Origin of the sequence: Tsukamurella sp. NPDC003166 (assembly GCF_040611135.1) — a bacterium.
GTDB lineage: Bacteria > Actinomycetota > Actinomycetes > Mycobacteriales > Mycobacteriaceae > Tsukamurella.
Window position 1 is genome coordinate 37,191 of sequence record NZ_JBEXNL010000025.1, and the last position, 20,664, is coordinate 57,854.

Annotated in this window: 19 protein-coding genes; 10 read left to right on the forward strand and 9 right to left on the reverse strand. The window is 70.1% G+C overall.

All coding sequences use genetic code 11. The features are described 5' to 3' along the window. Positions 1 to 24: 24 nt before the first annotated feature. On the reverse strand, positions 25 to 1,059 hold the full coding sequence (hrcA, locus tag ABZX10_RS21115) for a heat-inducible transcriptional repressor HrcA (RefSeq protein ID WP_355544662.1): 1,035 nt from the start codon (positions 1,057 to 1,059) through the stop codon (positions 25 to 27). Between the two features lie 60 nt (positions 1,060 to 1,119). Here hrcA and ABZX10_RS21120 point away from each other — a divergent pair, with 60 nt between their 5' ends. From ABZX10_RS21120 to ABZX10_RS21130, 3 genes are all read left to right on the forward strand, one after another. Further along, positions 1,120 to 1,473, forward strand: coding sequence for a type II toxin-antitoxin system VapB family antitoxin (locus ABZX10_RS21120; RefSeq protein ID WP_355544665.1), 354 nt, complete (start codon positions 1,120 to 1,122; stop codon positions 1,471 to 1,473). Between the two features lie 11 nt (positions 1,474 to 1,484). Then, the gene (locus tag ABZX10_RS21125) at positions 1,485 to 2,111 is read left to right on the forward strand and encodes an SIMPL domain-containing protein (RefSeq protein ID WP_355544668.1); all 627 of its coding nucleotides are present in this window, start codon (positions 1,485 to 1,487) and stop codon (positions 2,109 to 2,111) included. Positions 2,112 to 2,178: 67 nt separating this feature from the next. Further along, entirely contained in the window at positions 2,179 to 2,919 is a 741-nt protein-coding gene (locus ABZX10_RS21130) for an SIMPL domain-containing protein (RefSeq protein ID WP_355544671.1), read from the forward strand. 1 nt (position 2,920) lies between these two features. Here the strand turns inward: ABZX10_RS21130 and hemW are convergent, their stop codons facing one another. Next, positions 2,921 to 4,093, reverse strand: a complete 1,173-nt coding sequence (gene hemW, locus ABZX10_RS21135) for a radical SAM family heme chaperone HemW (RefSeq protein WP_355544674.1) — start codon at positions 4,091 to 4,093, stop codon at positions 2,921 to 2,923. A 259-nt stretch (positions 4,094 to 4,352) separates the two neighbouring features. Between hemW and ABZX10_RS21140 the strand changes: the two genes are divergently transcribed. Genes ABZX10_RS21140 through ABZX10_RS21155 form a run of 4 tightly spaced genes read left to right on the forward strand, consistent with a single transcriptional unit; the run spans position 4,353 to position 8,996 of the window. After that, positions 4,353 to 6,074 (forward strand): nitrite/sulfite reductase, encoded by a 1,722-nt coding sequence (locus tag ABZX10_RS21140; protein ID WP_355544677.1) that lies wholly within the window; start codon positions 4,353 to 4,355, stop codon positions 6,072 to 6,074. Further along, positions 6,071 to 6,793, forward strand: a complete 723-nt coding sequence (locus tag ABZX10_RS21145; protein WP_355544680.1) for a phosphoadenylyl-sulfate reductase — start codon at positions 6,071 to 6,073, stop codon at positions 6,791 to 6,793. Before ABZX10_RS21140 ends, ABZX10_RS21145 begins: the two co-directional genes overlap by 4 nt. Then, positions 6,772 to 7,719, forward strand: a complete 948-nt coding sequence (gene cysD / locus ABZX10_RS21150) for a sulfate adenylyltransferase subunit CysD (protein ID WP_355544683.1) — start codon at positions 6,772 to 6,774, stop codon at positions 7,717 to 7,719. The genes ABZX10_RS21145 and cysD overlap by 22 nt, the downstream gene beginning before the upstream one ends. Continuing rightward, positions 7,719 to 8,996 carry a GTP-binding protein gene (locus tag ABZX10_RS21155; protein WP_355544686.1) on the forward strand — a complete coding sequence of 426 codons (1,278 nt, stop codon included), beginning with the start codon at positions 7,719 to 7,721 and terminating at the stop codon, positions 8,994 to 8,996. The genes cysD and ABZX10_RS21155 overlap by 1 nt, the downstream gene beginning before the upstream one ends. Before the next feature lie 307 nt (positions 8,997 to 9,303). On the opposite strand, the gene ABZX10_RS21160 is transcribed toward ABZX10_RS21155, so the two are convergent. From ABZX10_RS21160 to ABZX10_RS21185, 6 genes are all read right to left on the reverse strand, one after another. Continuing rightward, entirely contained in the window at positions 9,304 to 10,542 is a 1,239-nt protein-coding gene (locus ABZX10_RS21160; RefSeq protein ID WP_355544689.1) for a GNAT family N-acetyltransferase, read from the reverse strand. A gap of 66 nt (positions 10,543 to 10,608) precedes the next feature. Further along, positions 10,609 to 11,607 (reverse strand): TOBE-like domain-containing protein, encoded by a 999-nt coding sequence (locus ABZX10_RS21165; RefSeq protein ID WP_355544692.1) that lies wholly within the window; start codon positions 11,605 to 11,607, stop codon positions 10,609 to 10,611. After that, positions 11,597 to 12,415 (reverse strand): sulfate ABC transporter permease subunit CysW, encoded by an 819-nt coding sequence (gene cysW / locus ABZX10_RS21170; RefSeq protein ID WP_355544695.1) that lies wholly within the window; start codon positions 12,413 to 12,415, stop codon positions 11,597 to 11,599. Before cysW ends, ABZX10_RS21165 begins: the two co-directional genes overlap by 11 nt. Beyond that, complete coding sequence (gene cysT, locus ABZX10_RS21175; protein WP_355544698.1) at positions 12,412 to 13,203, reverse strand: sulfate ABC transporter permease subunit CysT; 792 nt, start codon at positions 13,201 to 13,203, stop codon at positions 12,412 to 12,414. Before cysT ends, cysW begins: the two co-directional genes overlap by 4 nt. Beyond that, a complete protein-coding gene (locus ABZX10_RS21180; RefSeq protein ID WP_355544721.1) occupies positions 13,204 to 14,268 on the reverse strand; it encodes a sulfate ABC transporter substrate-binding protein in 1,065 nt (354 codons plus the stop codon). A 188-nt stretch (positions 14,269 to 14,456) separates the two neighbouring features. Next, positions 14,457 to 14,693 (reverse strand): hypothetical protein, encoded by a 237-nt coding sequence (locus ABZX10_RS21185; protein ID WP_355544701.1) that lies wholly within the window; start codon positions 14,691 to 14,693, stop codon positions 14,457 to 14,459. A gap of 172 nt (positions 14,694 to 14,865) precedes the next feature. On the opposite strand from ABZX10_RS21185, the gene ABZX10_RS21190 reads away from it, so the two are divergent. From ABZX10_RS21190 to ABZX10_RS21200, 3 genes are read left to right on the forward strand one after another with little or no spacing between them, the layout of a single operon-like run. Continuing rightward, the gene (locus ABZX10_RS21190; RefSeq protein WP_355544724.1) at positions 14,866 to 16,794 is read left to right on the forward strand and encodes a glycoside hydrolase family 15 protein; all 1,929 of its coding nucleotides are present in this window, start codon (positions 14,866 to 14,868) and stop codon (positions 16,792 to 16,794) included. 27 nt (positions 16,795 to 16,821) lie between these two features. Then, positions 16,822 to 19,959 carry a glycoside hydrolase family 38 C-terminal domain-containing protein gene (locus ABZX10_RS21195; protein ID WP_355544704.1) on the forward strand — a complete coding sequence of 1,046 codons (3,138 nt, stop codon included), beginning with the start codon at positions 16,822 to 16,824 and terminating at the stop codon, positions 19,957 to 19,959. 32 nt (positions 19,960 to 19,991) lie between these two features. Further along, entirely contained in the window at positions 19,992 to 20,282 is a 291-nt protein-coding gene (locus tag ABZX10_RS21200) for a hypothetical protein (RefSeq protein WP_355544727.1), read from the forward strand. Between the two features lie 42 nt (positions 20,283 to 20,324). Here the strand turns inward: ABZX10_RS21200 and ABZX10_RS21205 are convergent. Then, a partial coding sequence (locus ABZX10_RS21205; RefSeq protein ID WP_355544707.1) for a hypothetical protein occupies positions 20,325 to 20,664 on the reverse strand: 340 nt, incomplete at its 5' end.

Here is a 20,664-nt window from a genome sequence, read left to right on the forward strand (position 1 = left end):
GGTCAGACGGGCGCCCGACCGCCGTCAGCGCTCACCGAGCACCTCGCCGACGTAGCGCGCGACGGCGGCCACGGAGGCGATCGTGCCCGGGTAGTCCATCCGGGTGGGACCGAGCACCCCGACGCCGCCGAACACCGCGCCGGGCGCTCCGTAGCCGGTGGAGACCACCGACGCGCCGCGCAGATTCTCGTCCTGCGTCTCCGACCCGATCGCGACCGAGACCGTGCCGGGCTGCTGCCGCGCGGTGAGCAGCTTGAGCACCACGACCTGCTCCTCCAGCGTCTCGAGCACGCTGCGCAGGGAGCCGGACACCGCGTCGAAATCGGCGGCGTTGCGGGTCAGGTTGGCGGTGCCGCCCAGCACCAGCCGGTCGTCGGCGCGCTCGACCAGGGTCTCGACCAGCACCGTCGACACCCGGATCACCGCGTCGCGCAGGTCCCGGGGCGCGAGCGGCGCGAGGTCCGCGACGCCCATCGACGCGTCCGGGATGAGCTTGCCGTGCACCGCCGCACCGAACAGCTCGCGCAGGCGGGAGAGATCGTCGTCGGACGCCGCGCCGCCCAGCTCCACGAGGCGCTGCTCGACGCGACCCGAGTCGAGGATCACCACGAGCAGCAGCCGCGTGGGCGCCAGGGCCACCACCTCGAGGTGGCGCACCCGCGCCGAGCTGATCACCGGGTACTGGATCACCGCGACCTGCCGGGTGAGCTGGGCGAGCAATCGGACCGAGCGCTGCAGCACGTCGTCGAGATCGACCCCCGTCTCGAGGAACTGCACGATCGCCCGGCGCTCCGCCGCCGAGAGCGGCTTGATCTGCGCGATCCGGTCGACGAACTGCCGGTAGCCCTTCTCCGTCGGGATACGCCCGGAGCTGGTGTGCTGCTGCGTGATGTAGCCCTCGGCCTCGAGGACCGCCATGTCGTTGCGGACCGTCGCACTGGACACGCCGAGCTGATGCCGGTCGACGAGCGCCTTCGAGCCGACGGGCTCGTGCGTCTCGACGTAGTCCGCCACGATCGCCCGGAGCACCTCGAACCGCCGGTCCTCCGTGCTCGACATCGTGTGGCCCTTTCGCCTGTGTACCTCGAACGTCCAGCTTACGCGGGCTAGAGTCGACCCGTGATCTTCAAGGGCGTACTCGACGGGAAGCCGTACCCGGAGCACGGCCTCAGCGCACGCGAGTGGTCGCAGATCCCGCCGCAGCAGGTCCGCCTGAGCGCCCTGGTGACCACGACCACCGTGCTCGCGCTCGACCGGCTGCTCTCCGAGGACTCGACCTTCTACGGCGACCTGTTCCCGCACGCGGTGGCGTGGAACGGCGACCTGTATCTCGAGGACGGCCTGCACCGGGCCGTGCGGTCCGCGCTGCGCGGTCGCGAGGTGCTGCACTGCCGCGTGCACTCACTGCCGCCCGGTACCCCCGCGCGTCCGGCATCCTCGGGGAGGCACGGCAAGCACGCGCGCCAGGACTGAGAGGTAGGCCCATGACCCGCACCATCCGCCAGACCGGCACCGGATCCGCCGCCGCGATCCCCGACGTCGTGATCGCCCGGATCGGGGTCGAACACCGCGCGAGGGACGTCGTGGCGGCGTTCTCCGGCGCCGGCGATGCGGCTCAGGCTGTCGTCGCGGCCGTCCGCGCCGCCGGGGTCGCCGACGGTGACATCGCCACCTCCGACGTCGGCCTGCAGACCGTGGAGACGGGGCCCTGGGAGGACCGCAGACGCGAGGGCTACTCCGCGTCCGAGTCGCTCGTGGTGACCGTCCGGGACGTGGCCAGTGCCGCATGGGTGCTGCAGGCGGCCACGGCCGCAGCGCGCGATGCCACCCGGATCGACTCCGTCACCTTCGCGCTGTCCGACGGTGCCGCCCCGGCAGCCGCTGCCCGCGACGCCGCGTTCGCCGACGCACGGGCCAAGGCCGAGCAGTACGCCGACCTGTCCGGCGACGCGCTGGGCGCCGTGCTCAGCATCGCCGACGACCCGTCGTCCGCGCCGCGGCCGCAGGTGATGTTCGCGGCGAGGGCGGCGGCGCCGGGGTCGGGTCCCGCGATGGAGGCCGGCGAGCGCATCGTGACCGCGCAGGTGGTCGTCGAATGGGAGTTGGTCTAACCGGCGAAGAAGTTGCCGTAACGACCGATCAGCTGCGAAGGAGCGCCGCTCCTGCCACTCTGACACCATGACGAATCGGAGATCCGGAACAGCGCGGAACTGGCGCGTCGCCGGCATCGCACTCCTCGCCGGGCTCACGATGGCGGGCTCGGTGTCCGCCTGCGGCTCGTCCAGCACCGCCAACGACTCCCCGCGGGAGATCACCGCGGTCGGCACCGGCGAGGCCTCGGGGAAGCCCGACGTCCTCACCGTGCAGTTGGCGGTGCAGCACCAGGCCGCAGACGTGACGACCGCGCTCAACGACGCCTCGGCGAGCGCACAGAAGGTGATCGACGCGGCCACCGCGAACGGCGTGGACTCCAAGGACGTCCAGACCGCGAACGTGCGCGTGAATCCGCGCTACGGCACCGACCGGCAGATCACGTCCTACGAAGCCACGCAGTCGCTGACCGTCAAGGTCCGCAAGCTGGACACCGCCTCGAAGCTCCTGGGCGACCTCGCAACCGCCGGCGGCGACGCGACGCGGATCAGCTCCGTCGGCTTCGACATCGAGAACGACTCGGCGCTCAAGGCGACCGCCCGGGACAAGGCGTTCGCAGAAGCGAAGAGCCGCGCCGAGCAGTACGCCAAGCTCTCCGGCGGCAAGCTCGGCGAAGTCCGCACGGTGTCGGAAGGCGCGGCCGTCCGCCCGACCACGACCCGGCAGTACACACCTGACACCGCCGGCGTGGCGGCCTCCCCCGTCCCGATCGAGAGCGGCGAGCAGTCGCTGACCGTCACGGTGACGGTGGTGTGGAAGCTGTCGTGACTCAGTCGAGGATGCGCCGCACCACCCCGTCGGCCAGCAGCCGCCCGGCGTCGGTGAGCACGTACGCGTCGCCGTCGCGTTCCAGGTTCCCGACGGTGACCTCCCCCTCGGCCCGTACGACCTCCTCGGCCCGGAGTACCTCGACGGGGATGCCCGACCGCATCCGAACCCGGAGCATGACGTCCTCGACGTGCCGGTCCTCCGCGGTCAGCACCTCGTGGCCCGCGACGGGCAACTCGCCGCGGGAGACGGCGTCGGCGTACCGGGCCGGGTGCTTGATGTTCCAGACGCGAGTGCCGCCGACATGTCCGTGCGCGCCGGGGCCCGCGCCCCACCAGTCCGCGCCCTCCCAGTAGAGCTCGTTGTGCCGGCACCGCCCGGCGTCCGATCGGGCCCAGTTGGACACCTCGTACCAGTCGAAACCGGCGCCCCGCAGGGTGTCGTCGACCATCTCGTACCGGTGGGCGAGCACGTCGTCGTCGGTGTCGGGGAGTTCGCCGCGACGGATCCGGCGGGCCAGCGCCGTCCCGTCCTCGACGATGAGCGCGTACGCGGAGACGTGGTCGACACCCGCGTCGAGCACCGCGTCCAGGGACGCTTGCAGGTCGTCGTCGGACTCCCCCGGCGTGCCGTAGATGAGGTCCAGGTTGACGTGGTCGAAGCCCGCCGCACGAGCCTCCTTCGCGGCGGCCACGGCGCGGCCCGGAGTGTGCGTGCGGTCGAGCACCCGCAGCACGTGCGCCGCGGCCGACTGCATACCGAGGGAGACCCGGGTGAAGCCCGCCTCCCGCAGCCGGCCGAAGAACTCGGGCGAGGTCGACTCCGGATTGGACTCGGTGGTCACTTCCGCGTCGTCCGCGAAGGTGAAGTGGCGACGCGCAGTGTCCAGCAGGGCGGCGAGCCCGTCGCCGCCCAGGAGCGACGGTGTCCCGCCTCCGACGAACACCGTCGACACCGGTACGTCGCCGACGGTGCGCCGCGCCAGCGCGAGCTCCCCGTCGACGGCCGCTGCCCACGCCTGCGGCGACGTGGACGCGCCCAACTCGCCGGCCGTGTAGGTGTTGAAGTCGCAGTAGCCGCAGCGCGTCGCGCAGAAGGGAACGTGCAGATACAGCCCGAACGGCGTCGCGGCACCGTCGGGCCTGCGGAGCTCGGGGGTCGAGGGCGCGGACACCCGCCCAGTCTTGCAGGTGCGCCGATCGGGCGATTTCACGCATCACTGAGCGAAACCCGATTCCACTTCTGCGCCCATCCGGTGGCACAATGATCTCGATGGATGGACAGGGTGAGCTGCTGGCGTCGCGCCGGCACATCGATTACCTGCGGGTCTGCAGCAGCGGCTGTCGGGCCTGATTCCCGGCGCCTTCTTCCGCGTCGAGTCCCCTGAGCGCCACCAGCCCTGGCGCGCCATCCCATGAATCCCAGGAGCCTTCATGACGTCGATCACCGACGCCCCTGCCCCCTCCGCCGACGCCGCGCCCACGCGACCGGCTCGCAAGCGCCCGGCACAGCGCAAATCGGAGGGCCAGTGGAAGCTGGGCTACCGCACCCCGCTGAACGCGAACGAACAGTCCAAGCGCGACGACAACCCGCTCAACGTGCGGCGCCGCATCCTGGACATCTACTCCAAGTCGGGGTTCGATTCGATCGACAAGGCCGACTTGCGCGGCCGGTTCCGGTGGATGGGGCTGTACACGCAGCGCGCCGAGGGCTTCGACGGCAGTTACAGCGGTGACAACCATGTCGACCTCATCGAGGCGCCGTACTTCATGATGCGGGTCCGCACCGACGGCGGGAACCTCACCACCAAGGGCGTGCGCACCCTCGCGTCGATCTCGCGCGACTTCGCGCGCGGCACCGCCGACATCACCGACCGGCAGAACATCCAATACCACTGGGTGGAGATCGAGTCGATCCCGGAGATCTGGCGCCGCCTCGAGGAGGCCGGCCTGGAGACCACCGAGGCCTGCGGCGACTGCCCCCGCGGCATGCTCGGCTCCCCGCTGGCGGGCCTCTCGCCCGACGAGGTGCTCGATGCCTCCCCCGCACTCGCGGAGATCAAGCGCCGCTACATCGGCAACCCGGAGTACTCGAACCTGCCCCGCAAGTTCAAGACCGCCGTCTCCGGCCTGCAGGACGTGGCGCACGAGATCAACGACGTGAGCTTCGTCGGCGTGCACCACCCCGACCACGGGCCCGGCCTGGACCTGTGGGTCGGCGGCGGCCTGTCGACCAATCCGATGTTCGCGCAGCGGCTCGGCGTGTGGGTACCGCTCGACGAGGTCGCGGACGTCTGGGAGGGCGTGGTCGCGATCTTCCGCGACTACGGCTACCGCCGCCTGCGGAGCAAGGCTCGGCTGAAGTTCCTGGTGAAGGACTGGGGCCCGGAAAAGTTCCGGCAGGTGCTCGAGGACGAGTACCTCGGCCGCAAGCTCATCGACGGTCCCGCCCCGATCGCGCCGAAGACCACCATCGACCATGTCGGCATCACGAAGCAGAGCAACGGTCTCAACGCCGTCGGCTTCTCGGCCGTCTCGGGCCGGCTCTCCGCCGATGCCCTCGACGCGATCGCCGACGCGATGGAGGAGGCCGGCACCGATCGGGTCCGCGCCACCCCCTACCAGAAGATCGTGGTCGTCGACGTCCCCGACGACAAGGTCGCCGGCCTTGAGGCAGCGCTGGAGAAGGTCGGCCTCACGGCCCGGCCCTCGCGGTGGCGCCGCAACCTCATCGCGTGCACCGGGCTGGAGTACTGCAAGCTCTCCTTCACCGAGACCCGCAGCCGCAGCCAGTCCCTCGTGCCCGAGCTGGAGAAGCGCCTCAAGGACCTGAACCAGCTGCACGAGACGAACATCAGCATCAACGTCAACGGCTGCCCCAACAGCTGCGCGCGCGTCCAGATCGCCGACATCGGCTTCAAGGGCCAGCTCGTGGACGACCACAACGGGAATCACGTCGAGGGATTCCAGGTTCATCTTGGTGGCAGCCTCGGCGAGGACACCGGGTTCGGGCGCAAGCTCCGGGCCCACAAGGTGCTCGCGACCGAGGTCGTGGACTACGTGGAACGAGTGGTGCGGAAGTTCGCCGAGCAGCGCGAGGGCGAGGAGCGATTCGCGCAGTGGGTGGCCCGCGCCGCGGAGGAGGACCTGCGATGACGGCACCGTCGAACCCCCTGACCGGACGCGACGCGGACGAGCTCCGCGCGCTCGCGGAGCGCGCGGCGAAGGAGCTGGAGGGCGCCGACGCGCTCACGCTCCTGCAGTGGACGCTGGACACCTTCGGCGAGGACTTCGTCGTCGCGTCCAACATGCAGGACGGGGTGCTGGTGCACCTCGCCAAGCAGGTGCAGGCCCGCCCCAAGGTGCTCTTCCTCGACACCGGCTACCACTTCCCCGAGACGATCGGCATGCGCGACGCGGTCGAGGCGATCTACGAGGTGGAGCTGCTCAACGTGACGCCCGAGCAGAGTGTGGGCGAGCAGGACGCGACCGTCGGCAAGGACCTGTTCGCGAGCGACCCGGCACAGTGCTGCAACCTGCGCAAGGTGGTGCCGTTGCGCGAATCGCTCAAGGGCTACCGCGCGTGGGTCACCGGTATCCGCCGCGTCGAGTCGCCGACCCGCGCGAACGCCCCGTTCATCTCGTTCGACGAGGGCTTCGGTCTGCTCAAGGTGAACCCGATCGTCGACTGGTCCGACGAGCAGATGCAGCAGTTCATCGAGGAGAACGGCATCCTGGTCAACCCGCTGGTGGACGAGGGCTACCCGTCGATCGGCTGCCAGCCCTGCACCAACAAGCCCGCCCCGGGTTCCGATCCTCGCAGCGGCCGCTGGGCCGGTTCGACCAAGACAGAATGCGGATTGCACGCCTCATGACCATCACAGAACCTCCCACGTCTCCGACGGTGCCCGACTTCGGCACGCTCGACGCGCTCGAGTCCGAGGCCATCCACATCTTCCGCGAGGTCGCGGGCGAGTTCGAGCGCCCCGTGATCCTGTTCTCGGGCGGCAAGGACTCGACGGTGCTGCTGCACCTCGCGGTGAAGGCCTTCTGGCCGGCGCCGCTGCCCTTCGCACTGCTGCACGTCGACACCGGCCACAACCTGCCGGAGGTTCTGGACTTCCGCGACCGGATGGTCGAGAAGTACAACCTGCGCCTGCACGTGGCGAAGGTCGAGGACTACCTCGCCGACGGCCGGCTCGAGGAGCGGGCCGACGGCATTCGCAACCCGCTGCAGACGGTGCCGCTCCTGGACGCCATCTCGGAGAACCGGTTCGACGCCGTCTTCGGCGGCGGCCGCCGCGACGAGGAGCGGGCCCGCGCCAAGGAGCGGATCTTCTCCCTGCGCAACGCCTTCGGCCAGTGGGATCCGAAGCGGCAGCGCCCCGAACTGTGGAACCTGTACAACGGCCGGCACGCGCCGGGCGAGCACGTCCGGGTGTTCCCGATCAGCAACTTCACCGAGCTCGACATCTGGCGGTACATCGCCCGCGAGGACATCGAGCTGGCCTCGATCTACTACGCGCACGAGCGTGAGGTGTTCGACCGCGACGGCATGCTCATGACCTCCGGCGTGTGGGGCGGCGCCCGCGACGGCGAACAGGTCCGGACCCTGTCGGTGCGTTACCGCACCGTGGGCGACGGCTCCACCACCGGCGCCATCGAGTCGACCGCGTCGACCAACGAGCAGATCATGGCCGAGGTCGCCGCGTCGCGCCTCACCGAGCGCGGCGCCACCCGTGGCGACGACCGTGTCTCCGAGGCCGCCATGGAGGACCGCAAGAAAGAGGGCTACTTCTGATGTCGCAGGCTCCTGCACTCCTCCGCCTGGCCACCGCCGGCTCCGTCGACGACGGGAAGTCCACCCTCGTCGGGCGCCTGCTGTACGACACGAAGTCGGTGCTCGCCGACCAGATCGACGCCGTCACCCGCGCGTCGGTCGACAAGGGCCTCGATACCCCGGACCTGTCGCTCCTGGTCGACGGCCTGCGCGCCGAGCGCGAGCAGGGCATCACGATCGACGTGGCCTACCGCTACTTCGCGACGCCCAACCGGTCCTTCATCCTCGCCGACACCCCGGGCCACGTGCAGTACACCCGCAACACGGTGTCCGGCGCGTCGACCGCGCAGGTCGTGATCCTCCTGACGGACGCGCGCAAGGGCGTGATCGAGCAGACCCGCCGGCACGCGGCCGTGCTGTCGCTGCTGGGCGTGCCGCGCCTGGTGCTCGCGGTGAACAAGATCGACCTGGTCTCCGACCCCGCGTCGGTGTTCCAGGAGATCTCGGCGGAGTTCCGGGAGCTGACGGGCTCGCTGGGGTGGTCCGACGATGCCGTCCACGCCATCCCCGTCTCGGCCCTGCACGGCGACAACGTGGCCTCGCGTTCGGACCAGACGCCCTACTACGACGGACCGTCGCTGATCGAGCACCTCGAGGCGATCCCGACGGACCCGGACACGACGCCGATCGGTTTCCGCTTCCCCGTGCAGTACGTGATCCGGCCGCGCACCCCCGAGTACCCCGATTACCGCGGCTACGCCGGTCAGGTGGCCGCCGGCACCGTCGACGTGGGCGACGAGGTCCTGGTACTCCCCGCAGGCACCCGCAGCAGGGTCGAGCGCATCGACACCCCCGACGGCGAGCTCGCCTCGGCCCATACGGGCCGGTCGGTGACGGTGATCCTCGCCGACGACGTGGACGTTTCGCGCGGCGACGTGATCGTCTCCGCCGCCGACGCTCCCGAGCCGCGCCAGCAGTTCGAGGCCACCGTGTGCTGGCTGGCCGAGAAGCCGCTGCGCATCGGCGCCCGCCTGCTGCTCAAGCACGGCACCAAGACCACGCAGGCCATCGTCGGCGGGCTGGACGCCGTCTTCGACGAGCAGAACCTCACCGTCGGCGAGGGCACCACGCTGGAGCTCAACCAGATCGGCCGGATCACGGTGCAGACCGCCGAGCCGATCGTCGCCGACGACTACGACAAGAACCGGGAGATGGGCAGCTTCCTGCTCATCGACCCCGCCGGCGGCAACACCCTCGCCGCGGGCCTGGTCGGGGACGCTCTGGCCCACCTGGTCTAGGCGGTTCGACGGTCCGCCGGCCGCACTCCGTTCGTCGGGGTGCGGCCGGCGCCGTTCGGGGCGGCGGCGTGCGCACGAGCGGCTGCTGCGTCGCAGGGCATCGGTGACGGTTCCGAGGCATCGCAGCTACACACGAGTGACACTCGGATTCTGACCGGTACGGACTCGCTGGCCGCATCGGACAGAATCCGAGAGCGCGGCGACAGTCGTCACCGTCCCTCGGGCACCTCACCGATTCGATACCGCCCCGTCCCGGGCATGTCTCGCTCCACCCGCCGGAACGCGGGCGAGGTAGTCGGATCGCGCATCAGAAGTGCTCGACCGACCAGGGCCGGCGCGGACTGAACACCATCAGGTCGGCCCGGGCGGCCGCACCGTCGGAAAGCTCCCGGATCGAGCCGACGGCGACCCGGCGCGCAACGGGCTCGTCGGAGAGCCACAGCCGCCCGAGGTCCTTCACGTCGAGAGCGAGGTCGGCGGGCTCATCGGTGGGCACGCACTCCCCCTCGCCACCGTCGGACGCGATCAGGAACCGCCCGTGCGCCGGGCCGGGCCCGGCACCGTCGAACCCGGGATCGGTCACGTCGAGCACGAGGCGGCCCGGGGCGGCGTAGGTGCGCGCGGAGAACAGCGCGGGCACGTCGAGGGGCCGGATCCACAGCATGTCGCAGCGGTTGGACACCTGGACGGTCCGCGGGTCGGCGGGGACGGTGCCGACGATGTCGTCGGGAGCGCGCTGCGGCGCGAGGACCGTGCTCACCCAGTCGATGCTCATGACGAACGCCCACAGCTCCCGCTCGGCGGCGGCATCGATCCCCAGCAGCTCGGAGACGGTGACCGTCGAGTCGGGGCGGGAGTCGGTCCACTTGTTCGCGACAGTGTACGTCAGCACGCCCACGACGTCCCCGTCGCGACGCAGCACCAGGCGCTGCTTGTCGTCGCTCTTGCCGAGCAGACCCGCCGACTGTCGGCCGTTGATGTCGAGCCGGGAGACCCGGCCAGGGATGCTCACGCGCTCGCGGATCCGGTCGGCGGCGGTCAGGTATTCGTCACCGGCGACGTAGCGGAGCTCCTGCGATGTCCGTTGCGGGAGCTGAGCACGGTCGACCGCGATGCGGTAGTCGACGACCTCGGTGCTCTGCCCGAATCCGTACCTGGCGTAGATCGCGTACTCCGCGGCGACGAGCGTGGCCGCGGCGGCCCCGTCCGCGAGTGCGGCGGAAAGGCATTCCCGCATGTGCGTGCCGAGGATCCCGCGGCGCCGATGCGTCGGCAGCACCGTGACGGCGGAGACGGCGCGGACGGGCACCGTCGCCCCGCCGACCGCGGTGAGCCGCTGGTCGAAGGACAGAAAGGTCCCGACGGTCCGCCCGTCCGCGACGGCGACCCGGTGATCGAGCGCATCGAGGTCGGCGAGGATCGCCTCGGTCCACGCCTCGGCGTTCTCCATCCGCTGTTGGAAACCGATGGAGGCGCACTCCTGGAATCCGGTGTACTGCTCCGGGGTGCGGACGCGCTGGAATTCGATATCGCTCGAATCGGTCATACCGACGACATTACCGACGCGCACAACATGATTTCCGCGCCGTGAACGCGCGCAGCGGCCCGGACACTAACTCGACGCGGCGATCTCCGGCACATGGGTGGCGCGCACGTACACGGCGTCCCCCTCGGACAGGTCCAACGCGGTGGCGTCGCCGCGGGTGATCTGGGCGTGGAAGCGCTCGCCGGTGGCGGCGTTCTTCAACTCGACCCGCACCTCGAAGCCCAGGTACACCACGCGCTCGACCTCGGCGCGCAGGACGCCCGCCTCCTCGGAGGTCTGGCCGCCCGCGCGGGCCAGCTCCGGCGTACGGCCGACCCGGATGTCGTGCGGCCGCACCAACACCCCGTTGAGCTTGGCCACCGAGCCGAGGAAGGACATGACGAACTCGGTCTCGGGTCGGTCGTAGACGTCGGCCGGAGTGCCCACCTGCTCGATCCGTCCCTTGTTGAGCACCGCGATGCGGTCGGCGATATCGAGCGCCTCCTGCTGGTCGTGGGTCACGATCACGGTGGTCACATGCACCTCGTCGTGCAGGCGACGCAGCCACGAGCGCAGCTCGTCGCGGACCTTCGCATCGAGGGCGCCGAAGGGCTCGTCGAGGAGCAGCACCTGCGGGTCCACCGCGAGGGCGCGGGCGAGCGCCATGCGCTGACGCTGGCCGCCGGACAGTTGCGCCGGGTAGCGGGTCTGGAAGCCGGTGAGCCCGACGACCTCGAGCAGGTCGTCGACCTTCGCCTTGACCTCGGTCGCGGGGCGCTTGCGGATCTTCAGCCCGAAGGCGACGTTCTCCCGCACCGTCATGTGCTTGAACGCCGCGTAATGCTGGAACACGAACCCGATGTCGCGCTGCTGCGGCGACGCGTGCGTGACATCGGCGCCGTTGATCTCCACGCGGCCGGAGTCGAGTCGGTCGAGGCCCGCGATGGACCGCAGGAGCGTCGACTTGCCCGAGCCCGAGGGGCCCAGCAGCGCCGTGAGCGAGCCGTCGGGGATCTCCAGGGACACATCGTCCAGGGCGGCGAAGTCACCGTAGTGCTTGTTCGCGCCGATCACGCTAATCGTCATCGCGGTTCCTCCTGCGGGTCGCTTCGAGCAGGGACATCACCACCAGCGCGATGAGCGCCAGCAGCATCAGCAGCGTCGCCGCCGCGTAGGCCCCGAAAGTGTTGTAGTCGTCGTGATTGCGCGAGCTCACCAGCAGCGTGAGCGTCTGGGATATGCCCGGAAAGTTCGACGAGACCATGGTGACGGCGCCGTACTCGCCCAGCGCGCGGGCGATCGTGAGCACCACGCCGTAGGTCAGGCCCCAGCGGATCGCGGGCAGCGTGATTCGCCAGAAGGTCTGCCAGGCGTTGGCGCCCAGGGTGGCGGCGGCCTGCTCCTGATCCTCGCCGATCTCGTGCAGCACCGGCTCCACCTCGCGCACCACGAAGGGCAGCGTCACGAAGGTGGTGGCGAGAACCATGCCGGGCAGCCCGAAGATGATGCGGAAGCCCAGCGACTCGACACCGCCGAACCACCCGCCGACGCCCCACAGCATGATCAGGGCCACGCCCACGACCACCGGCGAGACGGCGAAGGGCAGGTCGACCGCGGCCTGCAGCGCCGCCTTCCCGCGGAATCTGCCGCGCGCCAGGGCGAGGGCGGTGAGCACGCCGAAGACCACGTTGAGCGGCACCACGATCGCCACGATGAGCACCGACAGCTCCAGCGCCGAGATCGCGGCCGGCGTGGTGATCCAGTCCCAGAACTGGCCGAAGCCGCGCTCGAACGAGCGGTACAGGATCACCCCGATGGGCAGCACCAGCAGCACCAGCAGATAGAGCAGCGCGACGCCTCGCAGGCTCAGGACCGTCTTCTTGGAGAGATTCATTCGGCGTTCTCCTCCCGCTTCGCGCCGCGTCCGCCCACGAACCGCATCACGGCCAGCAGCACGAACGCGATCACCAACAGTGCGACCGACACCGCGGACGCGGCCACCTGGTTGTCCACCTCCAGCTGCTGCTGGATGTACTGCGACGCCACCTGCGTCCTACCCGGGATGTTGCCGCCCACCAACACCACGGAACCGAACTCACCGATCGCGCGGGTGAACGCGAGGCCCGCGCCCGAGAGGATCGCCGGGAGCAGCGTGGGGACGATGATCTTCCGCACGATCACCCGGTTGGGGGCCCCGAGCGAGGCCGCGGCCTCCTCGACCTCGCGGTCCAGCTCGATCAGCACCGGCTGCACCTGGCGGACGACGAACGGCAGCGTCACGAACGCCAGGGCGATCACGATGGCGGGCTGGGTCGCGTTGAGCGTCAGCCCGACGGGGCTGTCCGGCCCGTACAGCGACAGGAGCACGATCGACGCGACGATGGTCGGCAGCGCGAACGGCAGGTCGATGAGGGCGTTGACGATGCCCTTCCCCGGGAAGTCGTCCCGAACCAGTACCCAGGCGATGACGGTGCCCATGATCACGTTGATCACGGTCACCAACAGCGAGACCCACACGGTGATCACCAGCGTGGACACCGCGTTCTTCGCCGTCAGCGCGTCCCAGAAGCCGGACCATCCGCTGTCGAACGCCTTCGTGGTGATGGCCGCGATGGGCAGCAGCACGATGATCGAGATCCAGAGCCAGGCCACGCCGATGCGCAGCGAACCGAGCGCGCGCATCTACTTGCCCCCGTTCTTGTAGGCCGCGGCGATGGTGCCCTTGTCGCCGAACAGCGCCGCGTCCACCGCGGGCCAGCCGGTCAGGTCCTTGCCGTTGTTCTTCGCCGCTGTGCCCTTGCCGAGCACCGCTCCCAGCTCCTCGATCGTCCACAGCCGCTGCGGCTGTGCGGAGAACAGGTGCGCCGTCTCGGCGGCGATGGCGGGGTCCCCCGATCGGAAGCCCGAAGCCGGGATCGCCCGCTGCGCCTCGGGCGAGAACAGGAAGTCCACGAACTTCTTCGCCGCGTCCGGCGCCTCGGACGTCTTCACGACGGCCACCGGGAGATCGATCCGGAACGACTGCGGCGGGATGAAGTACTCGGGCTTCGGCGTGCCGTCCTTGACGCTCTGCCGCTGCAGCAGGACGGCCTCGCTCTCGTAGCTGAGCAGCACGTCGCCCTGGCCGGACTGGAACGCGGCGGTGGCATCGCGGCCCGACCCGGGGCTGACCTTGGTGTGGTCGCGAATCAGTTCCTTGACGAACGCGAGGCCCTTCGCCGGGTCCTGCCCCCCGTTGGACAGCGCGGCGTAGGGCGCCAGCAGGTTCCACTTCGCCGAGCCGGAGCTGGCGGGGTTCGGGGTCACCACCTCGACGCCGGGCTTGAGCAGATCGGCCCAGTCGTGGATGCCCTTCGGGTTGCCGGGCCGCACGACGACGGCGACCACGGAGGTGAACGGCACCGACTTGCGCGGGTACGCCTTCTCCCAGTCCTTGTCGATCAGCCCGGCCTTGACGATGCGGGTCACATCGGGTGCCACGGAGAGGTTCACGACATCGGCGGGCACGTGGCGCGCCACCTTGCGCGACTGATCGCCCGACGCTCCGTAGGACTGCGAGAACCCGATGTCGGGGTTGGACTCGCGGAACAGCGGGATGGTCTGGTCGAAGACGGGCTTGGGCGTCGCGAACGCCACGAGTTTCACCTGGTAGCGGCCGCTGGAGATGTCCACGCCGTGCGGCACGTCGGTGGAGCCGCCCCCACATGCCGTGAGCACCACGGCCAGGACGACCGCGACGATGCTCATGGCAGGGCCGCGGAGCGTGGGTCTGATCACTTCTCGCCGTTCTCCTTGCTGGGGACTGGTCAGGCGAGAATCCTACGAATCGAGGTCAGCGCAGCAGCGCCCACGCGACCACGAGGAGCACCAGCAGCGCGATCAGCGCGAGCGTCACCTTCGATTTGGGCACCAGCGCCCGCCATCCGCCGCCTGTCTCAGACACTCTCGTCATCCCCTTCTCCGGCCCCATGACCTGCGGCGTCGGCGCGGGAGGCCCGCACGAGGCGGGCGTCCAGCGCGTCCGCGACGAGGTCGATGAGGGCGCTCAGCACGCGCACCACCAGCATTGCGATCACCGCGAGTACAACCATGACCAGGCTGACCTGCAGCGCGAAGGGCAGACCCGTGAGCCACAGCTCCACCGAGTCCCACCACTGCGCTTGTCGATGCACACGCCCAGCGTAGCGACCGTCCTGCGCGAACCGGTCGCCGTGCCTCATCATGGACTGCATGTCATCGAAGAACGACGCCCCGACCTCCGATGCCCCCGGCCCCGACACCGCCCACGACGAGGTCGCCGGCCCCGACACCGCCCAGGACGAGGTCTCCGGCCCCGAGGCGCTCATCACCGACACCCCGCCCCTCGGTGACGCGGTCTTCCCGCCGATCCACGACTACGCGTTCCTCTCGGACTGCGAGAACACCTGCCTGATCGCGCGCGACGGCAGCGTCGAGTGGATGTGCATCCCCCGCCCGGACTCCCCCAGCGTCTTCGGCGCCATCCTCGACCGCGGCGCAGGTTCCTTCCGGCTCGCGCCGTACGGCGTGCGGGTCCCCGTCGACCGTCGCTACCTGCCGGGCAGCCTCATGCTCGAGACCACCTGGCAGACGTCCACGGGCTGGCTCATCGTCCGCGACGCGCTCGTGATGGGCCCGTGGCACGACACGCAGACCCGATCCCGGACGCACCGTCGGACCCCGACGGACTGGGACGCCGAGCACATCCTGCTCCGCACGGCGCGGTGCGTGTCCGGCACCGTCGAGCTGCAGCTCAACTGCGAGCCCGCCTTCGACTACAACCGGGCCGGCGCGGAGTGGGCCTACTCCGGCGACGGCTACGGCGAGGCCGTGGCGCGGGCCCGCACCGACTTCGGGGCGCACCCCGAGCTCAAGCTCACCACCAACATGCGGCTCGGCCTGGAGGGGCGGGAGGCCCGCGCGCACACCCGCCTCAAGGAGGGCGACGAGGTCTTCGTCGCCCTGTCCTGGAGCAAACACCCCGTGCCGCAGACCTTCGCCGAGGCGGCGCAGAAGATGTGGTCGACGGCGGAGTCGTGGCGGCAGTGGATCAACGTGGGCCAGTTCCCCGATCATCCGTGGCGCACGTATCTGCAGCGTTCGGCGCTCACGCTCAAGGGCCTGACCTACTCGCCCACCGGGGCGCTGCTCGCCGCGTCCACCACCTCGCTCCCGGAGACGCCCGGCGGCGTCCGCAACTGGGACTACCGGTACGCCTGGGTCCGCGACTCCACGTTCGCCCTGTGGGGCCTGTACACGCTGGGCCTGGACCGGGAGGCCGAGGACTTCTTCTCCTTCATCGCCGATGTCTCGGGCGCCAACAACGGCGAACGACATCCGCTGCAGGTCATGTACGGGGTCGGCGGGGAGCGCACGTTGCACGAGGAGGAGCTGCCGCACCTCTCGGGATACGACGGTGCGCGGCCGGTCCGGATCGGGAACGGGGCCTACGACCAGCGCCAGCACGACATCTGGGGCACGATGCTGGACTCGGTGTACCTGAACACCAAGTCGTCCGAGCGGATCCCGGAGACGCTGTGGCCGGTGCTCAAGGAGCAGGTCGAGGAGGCGCTCAAGCACTGGCGCGAGCCGGACCGCGGCATCTGGGAGGTGCGCGGGGAACCGCAGCACTTCACGAGTTCGAAGGTGATGTGCTGGGTCGCTCTCGATCGCGGCGCCAAACTCGCGGTCATGCACGGCGAGAACGACTACGCCAGCGAGTGGTCGGAGCAGGCCGAGGTGATCAAGGCCGACATCCTCGAGCACGGCGTGGACGAGCGCGGCGTGTTCACGCAGCGCTACGGCGCCCCCGCGCTGGACGCGTCGCTGCTCCTGGTGCCGCTGCTGCGGTTCCTACCCTCCGACGACCCGCGGGTGCGCGCCACCGTGCTGGCGATCGCCGACGAGCTCACCGAGGACGGCCTGGTCCTGCGCTACCGCGTCGAGGAGACCGACGACGGGCTCGCGGGCGAGGAGGGCACGTTCACGATCTGTTCGTTCTGGTTGGTGTCGGCGCTGGTCGAGATCGGCGAGGTCGCCCGCGCCCGGGCGCTGTGTGAGCGGCTGCTGGCGTACTCGTCGCCGCTGAAGCTGTACGCGGAGGAGCTCGACCCGAAGTCGGGCAAGCACCTCGGCAACTTCCCGCAGGCGTTCACCCACCTGGCGCTGATCAACGCAGTGGTGCACGTGATCCGGGCGGAGGACTCCTCCGGGCACGACGCGTCGGCCTTCCTCCCGGCGCATCCGACCCCCTGACGCGCGTGAGGCCGTAGGTTCACTGTCATGCACGACGACCGGCGGCTGACCGAAGAGCGTCTCGACAGATTCACCCGGGACTTCCTGAACGGGGCGGTGTACTCGCACTCCGCGCCGGTCACGGTGACGGGGTGGGCCGCCCCGGGCGAGCCGGTGCCCTTCGCGGAGGCGGTCGTGCGGGAGTTCACGCCGATCGCTGCCGGCAGCCCGTGGGGCGCGCCCTGGTCCACCCTGTGGCTGCACGTGACCGGGGACGTCCCGGCGGACTGGTCCGGTCTCACGGAGTCCGACGGCGCCGGGCACGCCCTGGAGTTGAGGGTGGAGCTCGGCTTCACCGGCGGCCCCGGGTTCAACGCCGAGGGGCTCGTGTACCGCGCGGACGGCACCGTCGTGAAGGGCATCTCGCCGTTCAACGCCTACGTCCCGCTGGAGCCCGGCGAACCCGTGGACCTGTACCTCGAGTGCGCCGCGAACCCCGACCTGGGCGGCGACTTCGTCTCACCCACCCACCTCGGTGACCGGGAGACCGCGGGCGACGGTCCGCTGTACCGGCTCGGCACCATCGACCTCGCGCTCCGCGACCGGACGGTGTGGGAGCTGCAGCAGGACGTCTGGACGCTGAACGGGCTGATGCACGAGTTGCCCTTCGACCTGCCGCGCCGGCACGAGGTGCTGCGCGCACTCGAGCGCATGCTCGACGTGGTGGACCCGCACGACATCGCCGCCACCGCGGCCGCGGGGCGGGCGGCCCTGGCCCCCGCGTTGGCCGCACCGGCCGCCGCGTCGGCGCACCGGATCACGGCGGTCGGCCACGCGCACATCGACTCGGCGTGGCTGTGGCCGGTGCGCGAGACGGCGCGCAAGTGCGCACGAACGTTCGCCAATGTCGTGGACCTCATGGACCGCGACCCGTCCTTCCGGTTCGCATGCTCCTCGGCACAGCAGTTCGCGTGGGTGCGGGACCGGCACCCGGAGCTGTTCGCGCGCATCAAGGATCACGTGGCGGCGGGCCGGTTCGTGCCGGTCGGCGGCATGTGGGTGGAGGCCGACACGAACATGCCGGGCGGAGAGGCGATGGCCCGGCAGTTCGTGGCCGGAAAGCGGTTCTTCCTGCACGAGTTCGGGATCGACACCCCGGAGGCGTGGCTCCCCGACTCGTTCGGCTATTCGGCGGCGATGCCGCAGATCGTGGCCCAGGCCGGCTCGCGGTACTTTCTGACCCAGAAGCTGTCGTGGAACCAGACCAACCGGATGCCGCACTCGTCGTTCCTCTGGGAGGGCATCGACGGCACGGCGCTGTTCACGCACTTCCCACCCGTCGACAAGTACAACTCGGACCTCTCCGGCGCGGATCTGGCTCGGGCGCAGAAGAACTATCGTGAGCAGGGCGTGGGCACGCGCTCCCTCGTCCCGTTCGGCTGGGGCGACGGTGGCGGTGGCCCGACCCGGGAGATGCTCGCCGCGGCGGCGCGGACCGCATCGCTCGACGGTTCGCCGACGGTGTCGGTCGGCACGCCGGTGGAGTTCTTCGACGCCGCCGCAGCGGAACTGGAGCAGCCCGCCCGGTGGTCCGGCGAGCTGTACCTCGAGTTCCACCGCGGCACGTACACCTCACAGGCGAACACGAAACAGGGCAATCGGCGCAGCGAGCACCTCCTGCGTGAGGCGGAGCTCTGGGCCGCCACCGCAGCGGTCCGGACCGGATTCTCCTATCCCCTGGAGGAGCTCGAGGAGATCTGGCATCTGGTGCTGCTACAGCAGTTCCACGACATCCTGCCCGGCAGTTCCATCGCCTGGGTGCACAAGGACGCGGAGCGCAACTACGCCGCTGTGGCGAAGCGACTCGAGCGGATCATCGACGGTGCCCTCGCTGCCCTCGCGAACGCGTCGGAATCCGACAGTGAGAGTACGACTCAGAATCGGCTCGCGGGTGCGGCCCAGGGCGCAACCGAAGTCGGTGGTGCGATTGAGGTCGTCGGCGCGATTGAGGTCGTCGGCGCGGTTGAGAACGGGGGCGCGGCCCCGGTCGAAGACCTCCCCGCCGCCGAGGCACACAATCTGGTGTTCAGTGCCGCGCCGCACGCGCGCGACGGAATCCCTGCGCTGGGCGCCGCTGTCGTCCCGCGCCCCGAGGCGGTCGCACCCCGGGCGGAAGGCCGCGACCTCGTCCTCGACAACGGCGTCGTCCGCGCGGTGGTCGACGAGCGCGGCTTGCTCGTCTCACTGACCGACGCCGCGACCGGCCGGGAGGCGATGGCGGCGCCGGGGAACCTGCTCCAACTGCACCGCGACATCCCGAACCATTGGGAGGCGTGGGACATCGACGCGTTCTACCGCCGCGGCGTGACCGACCTGATCGACGTCGACGCGGTGGCGACCTCCGGCGACGCCGTTGTGGTGCAACGTTCGTTCGGCGATTCGACCGTGACCCAACACATCTCCCTGCGCGCCGGCTCCCCCGCCCTGGATATCGACTTCGACATCGACTGGCACGAGCGGCAGAAGCTGCTCAAGCTGGCGTTCCCGTTCGACGTGCACGCCGATCGCAGCGCCTCGGAGATCCAGTTCGGCCATGTCTTCCGCCCCACCCATGCCAATACCTCCTGGGACGCCGCGAAGTTCGAGATCTGCGCGCACCGCTGGGTGCACATCGGCGAGCCCGACTACGGCGTGGCCGTTGCCAACGACTCCACCTACGGCCACGACATCACTGCTGTCCCGGGAGGCACCGTCGTCCGCCTGTCGCTCCTGCGCGCTCCCCGCTACCCCGACCCGGAGACCGATCAGGGCTTCCACCGGCTCGCCATCTCCGTGCGCCCCGGTGCCTCGATCGGCGACGCCGTCGAGGAGGGCTACCGACGGAACCTCGCCCCTCGCACCGTCGCCGGGTCGGCCGACTCGGTGACTCCGCTCGTCTCCGTCGATCACCCAGCCGTGATCGTCGAGGCCGTCAAGCTCGCCGAGGACGGCAGCGGCGATGTCGTCGTGCGCCTGTACGAATCGCGCGGTACCCGCGCGGATGCGACGATCCACGCGGACTTCCCGCATGATTCGGTGGTCCGCACCGACCTGCTGGAGCGCCCCGTCGCCGATCCCGAGCCCGCCGGAGACGTGCGCTTGTCTTTGCGTCCCTTCAAGATCGTCACGCTGCGCTTCCGCCGCTGAACCTCCAAGTCCACGATCCTGGCCAGGATCCCATCGCATCGGGGTGCTCAGCGACCGCGCGGACGATCGGGCACACGTCGGTGTACGGCACGGGTGGCGAGCAATGGGTCAACCTCCGACGGTCGGATGCATGCAAGACGAATTGGGCACAGGTCGACGGGGTCAGCTCGAATGTCAAGTCCGTTCAACAAGGCGGCTATACGCAAGGATTCAGCAGCACGAACGGGCAGAACTCGTGGTCGAAGATGATCTACTCGCCCGCCGAGTGCGTCGTCGCCTATTGCTGGGGATCATGGGGCGTGACGACCACACCGTGCTATTAGGCGAGTCGCTGCTACGAGCACTCGCATCACGACCTTGTTCGCTCAGTAGGGCGGCGGTCCGTCGAACGACGGGGCCGGGCGTGGGGTCGGCGCACCGATGACGTGCATCATGCCCACCTCGACCTCGCTGACCGGCAGAGCTTGCCGATCCCGCTCCGCTTCGAACGCGGTGATGTTGTCGCGGCGGAGTCGTTCGCGGCGGGCGTGTTCGCGTTGGAGGCGGGTGCGACCGCCGGGCCGCGTCTGCTCCCCTGCTCCCTGCGCCGCTCCCGATGGTGTTGTGGGGATGTCCCATTGGATGCGGGTGAGGTCGGGGAAGAGGGTGAGCATGATGCCGGTGGGGTCGACGATGTAGCGCCGTCCGTCGGGTGATGTCCAGAGG

What these genes read in the sequence shown, in the direction of transcription:
- hrcA (WP_355544662.1), bottom strand. Translation starts at nt 1,059, where the DNA reads ATGTCGAGCACGGAGGACCGGCGGTTCGAGGTGCTCCGGGCGATCGTG.
- ABZX10_RS21125 (WP_355544668.1), top strand. Translation starts at nt 1,485, where the DNA reads ATGACCCGCACCATCCGCCAGACCGGCACCGGATCCGCCGCCGCGATC.
- ABZX10_RS21130 (WP_355544671.1), top strand. Translation starts at nt 2,179, where the DNA reads ATGACGAATCGGAGATCCGGAACAGCGCGGAACTGGCGCGTCGCCGGC.
- ABZX10_RS21140 (WP_355544677.1), top strand. Translation starts at nt 4,353, where the DNA reads ATGACGTCGATCACCGACGCCCCTGCCCCCTCCGCCGACGCCGCGCCC.
- ABZX10_RS21145 (WP_355544680.1), top strand. Translation starts at nt 6,071, where the DNA reads ATGACGGCACCGTCGAACCCCCTGACCGGACGCGACGCGGACGAGCTC.
- cysD (WP_355544683.1), top strand. Translation starts at nt 6,772, where the DNA reads ATGCGGATTGCACGCCTCATGACCATCACAGAACCTCCCACGTCTCCG.
- ABZX10_RS21155 (WP_355544686.1), top strand. Translation starts at nt 7,719, where the DNA reads ATGTCGCAGGCTCCTGCACTCCTCCGCCTGGCCACCGCCGGCTCCGTC.
- ABZX10_RS21160 (WP_355544689.1), bottom strand. Translation starts at nt 10,542, where the DNA reads ATGACCGATTCGAGCGATATCGAATTCCAGCGCGTCCGCACCCCGGAG.
- ABZX10_RS21165 (WP_355544692.1), bottom strand. Translation starts at nt 11,607, where the DNA reads ATGACGATTAGCGTGATCGGCGCGAACAAGCACTACGGTGACTTCGCC.
- cysW (WP_355544695.1), bottom strand. Translation starts at nt 12,415, where the DNA reads ATGAATCTCTCCAAGAAGACGGTCCTGAGCCTGCGAGGCGTCGCGCTG.
- cysT (WP_355544698.1), bottom strand. Translation starts at nt 13,203, where the DNA reads ATGCGCGCGCTCGGTTCGCTGCGCATCGGCGTGGCCTGGCTCTGGATC.
- ABZX10_RS21180 (WP_355544721.1), bottom strand. Translation starts at nt 14,268, where the DNA reads ATGAGCATCGTCGCGGTCGTCCTGGCCGTGGTGCTCACGGCATGTGGG.
- ABZX10_RS21195 (WP_355544704.1), top strand. Translation starts at nt 16,822, where the DNA reads ATGCACGACGACCGGCGGCTGACCGAAGAGCGTCTCGACAGATTCACC.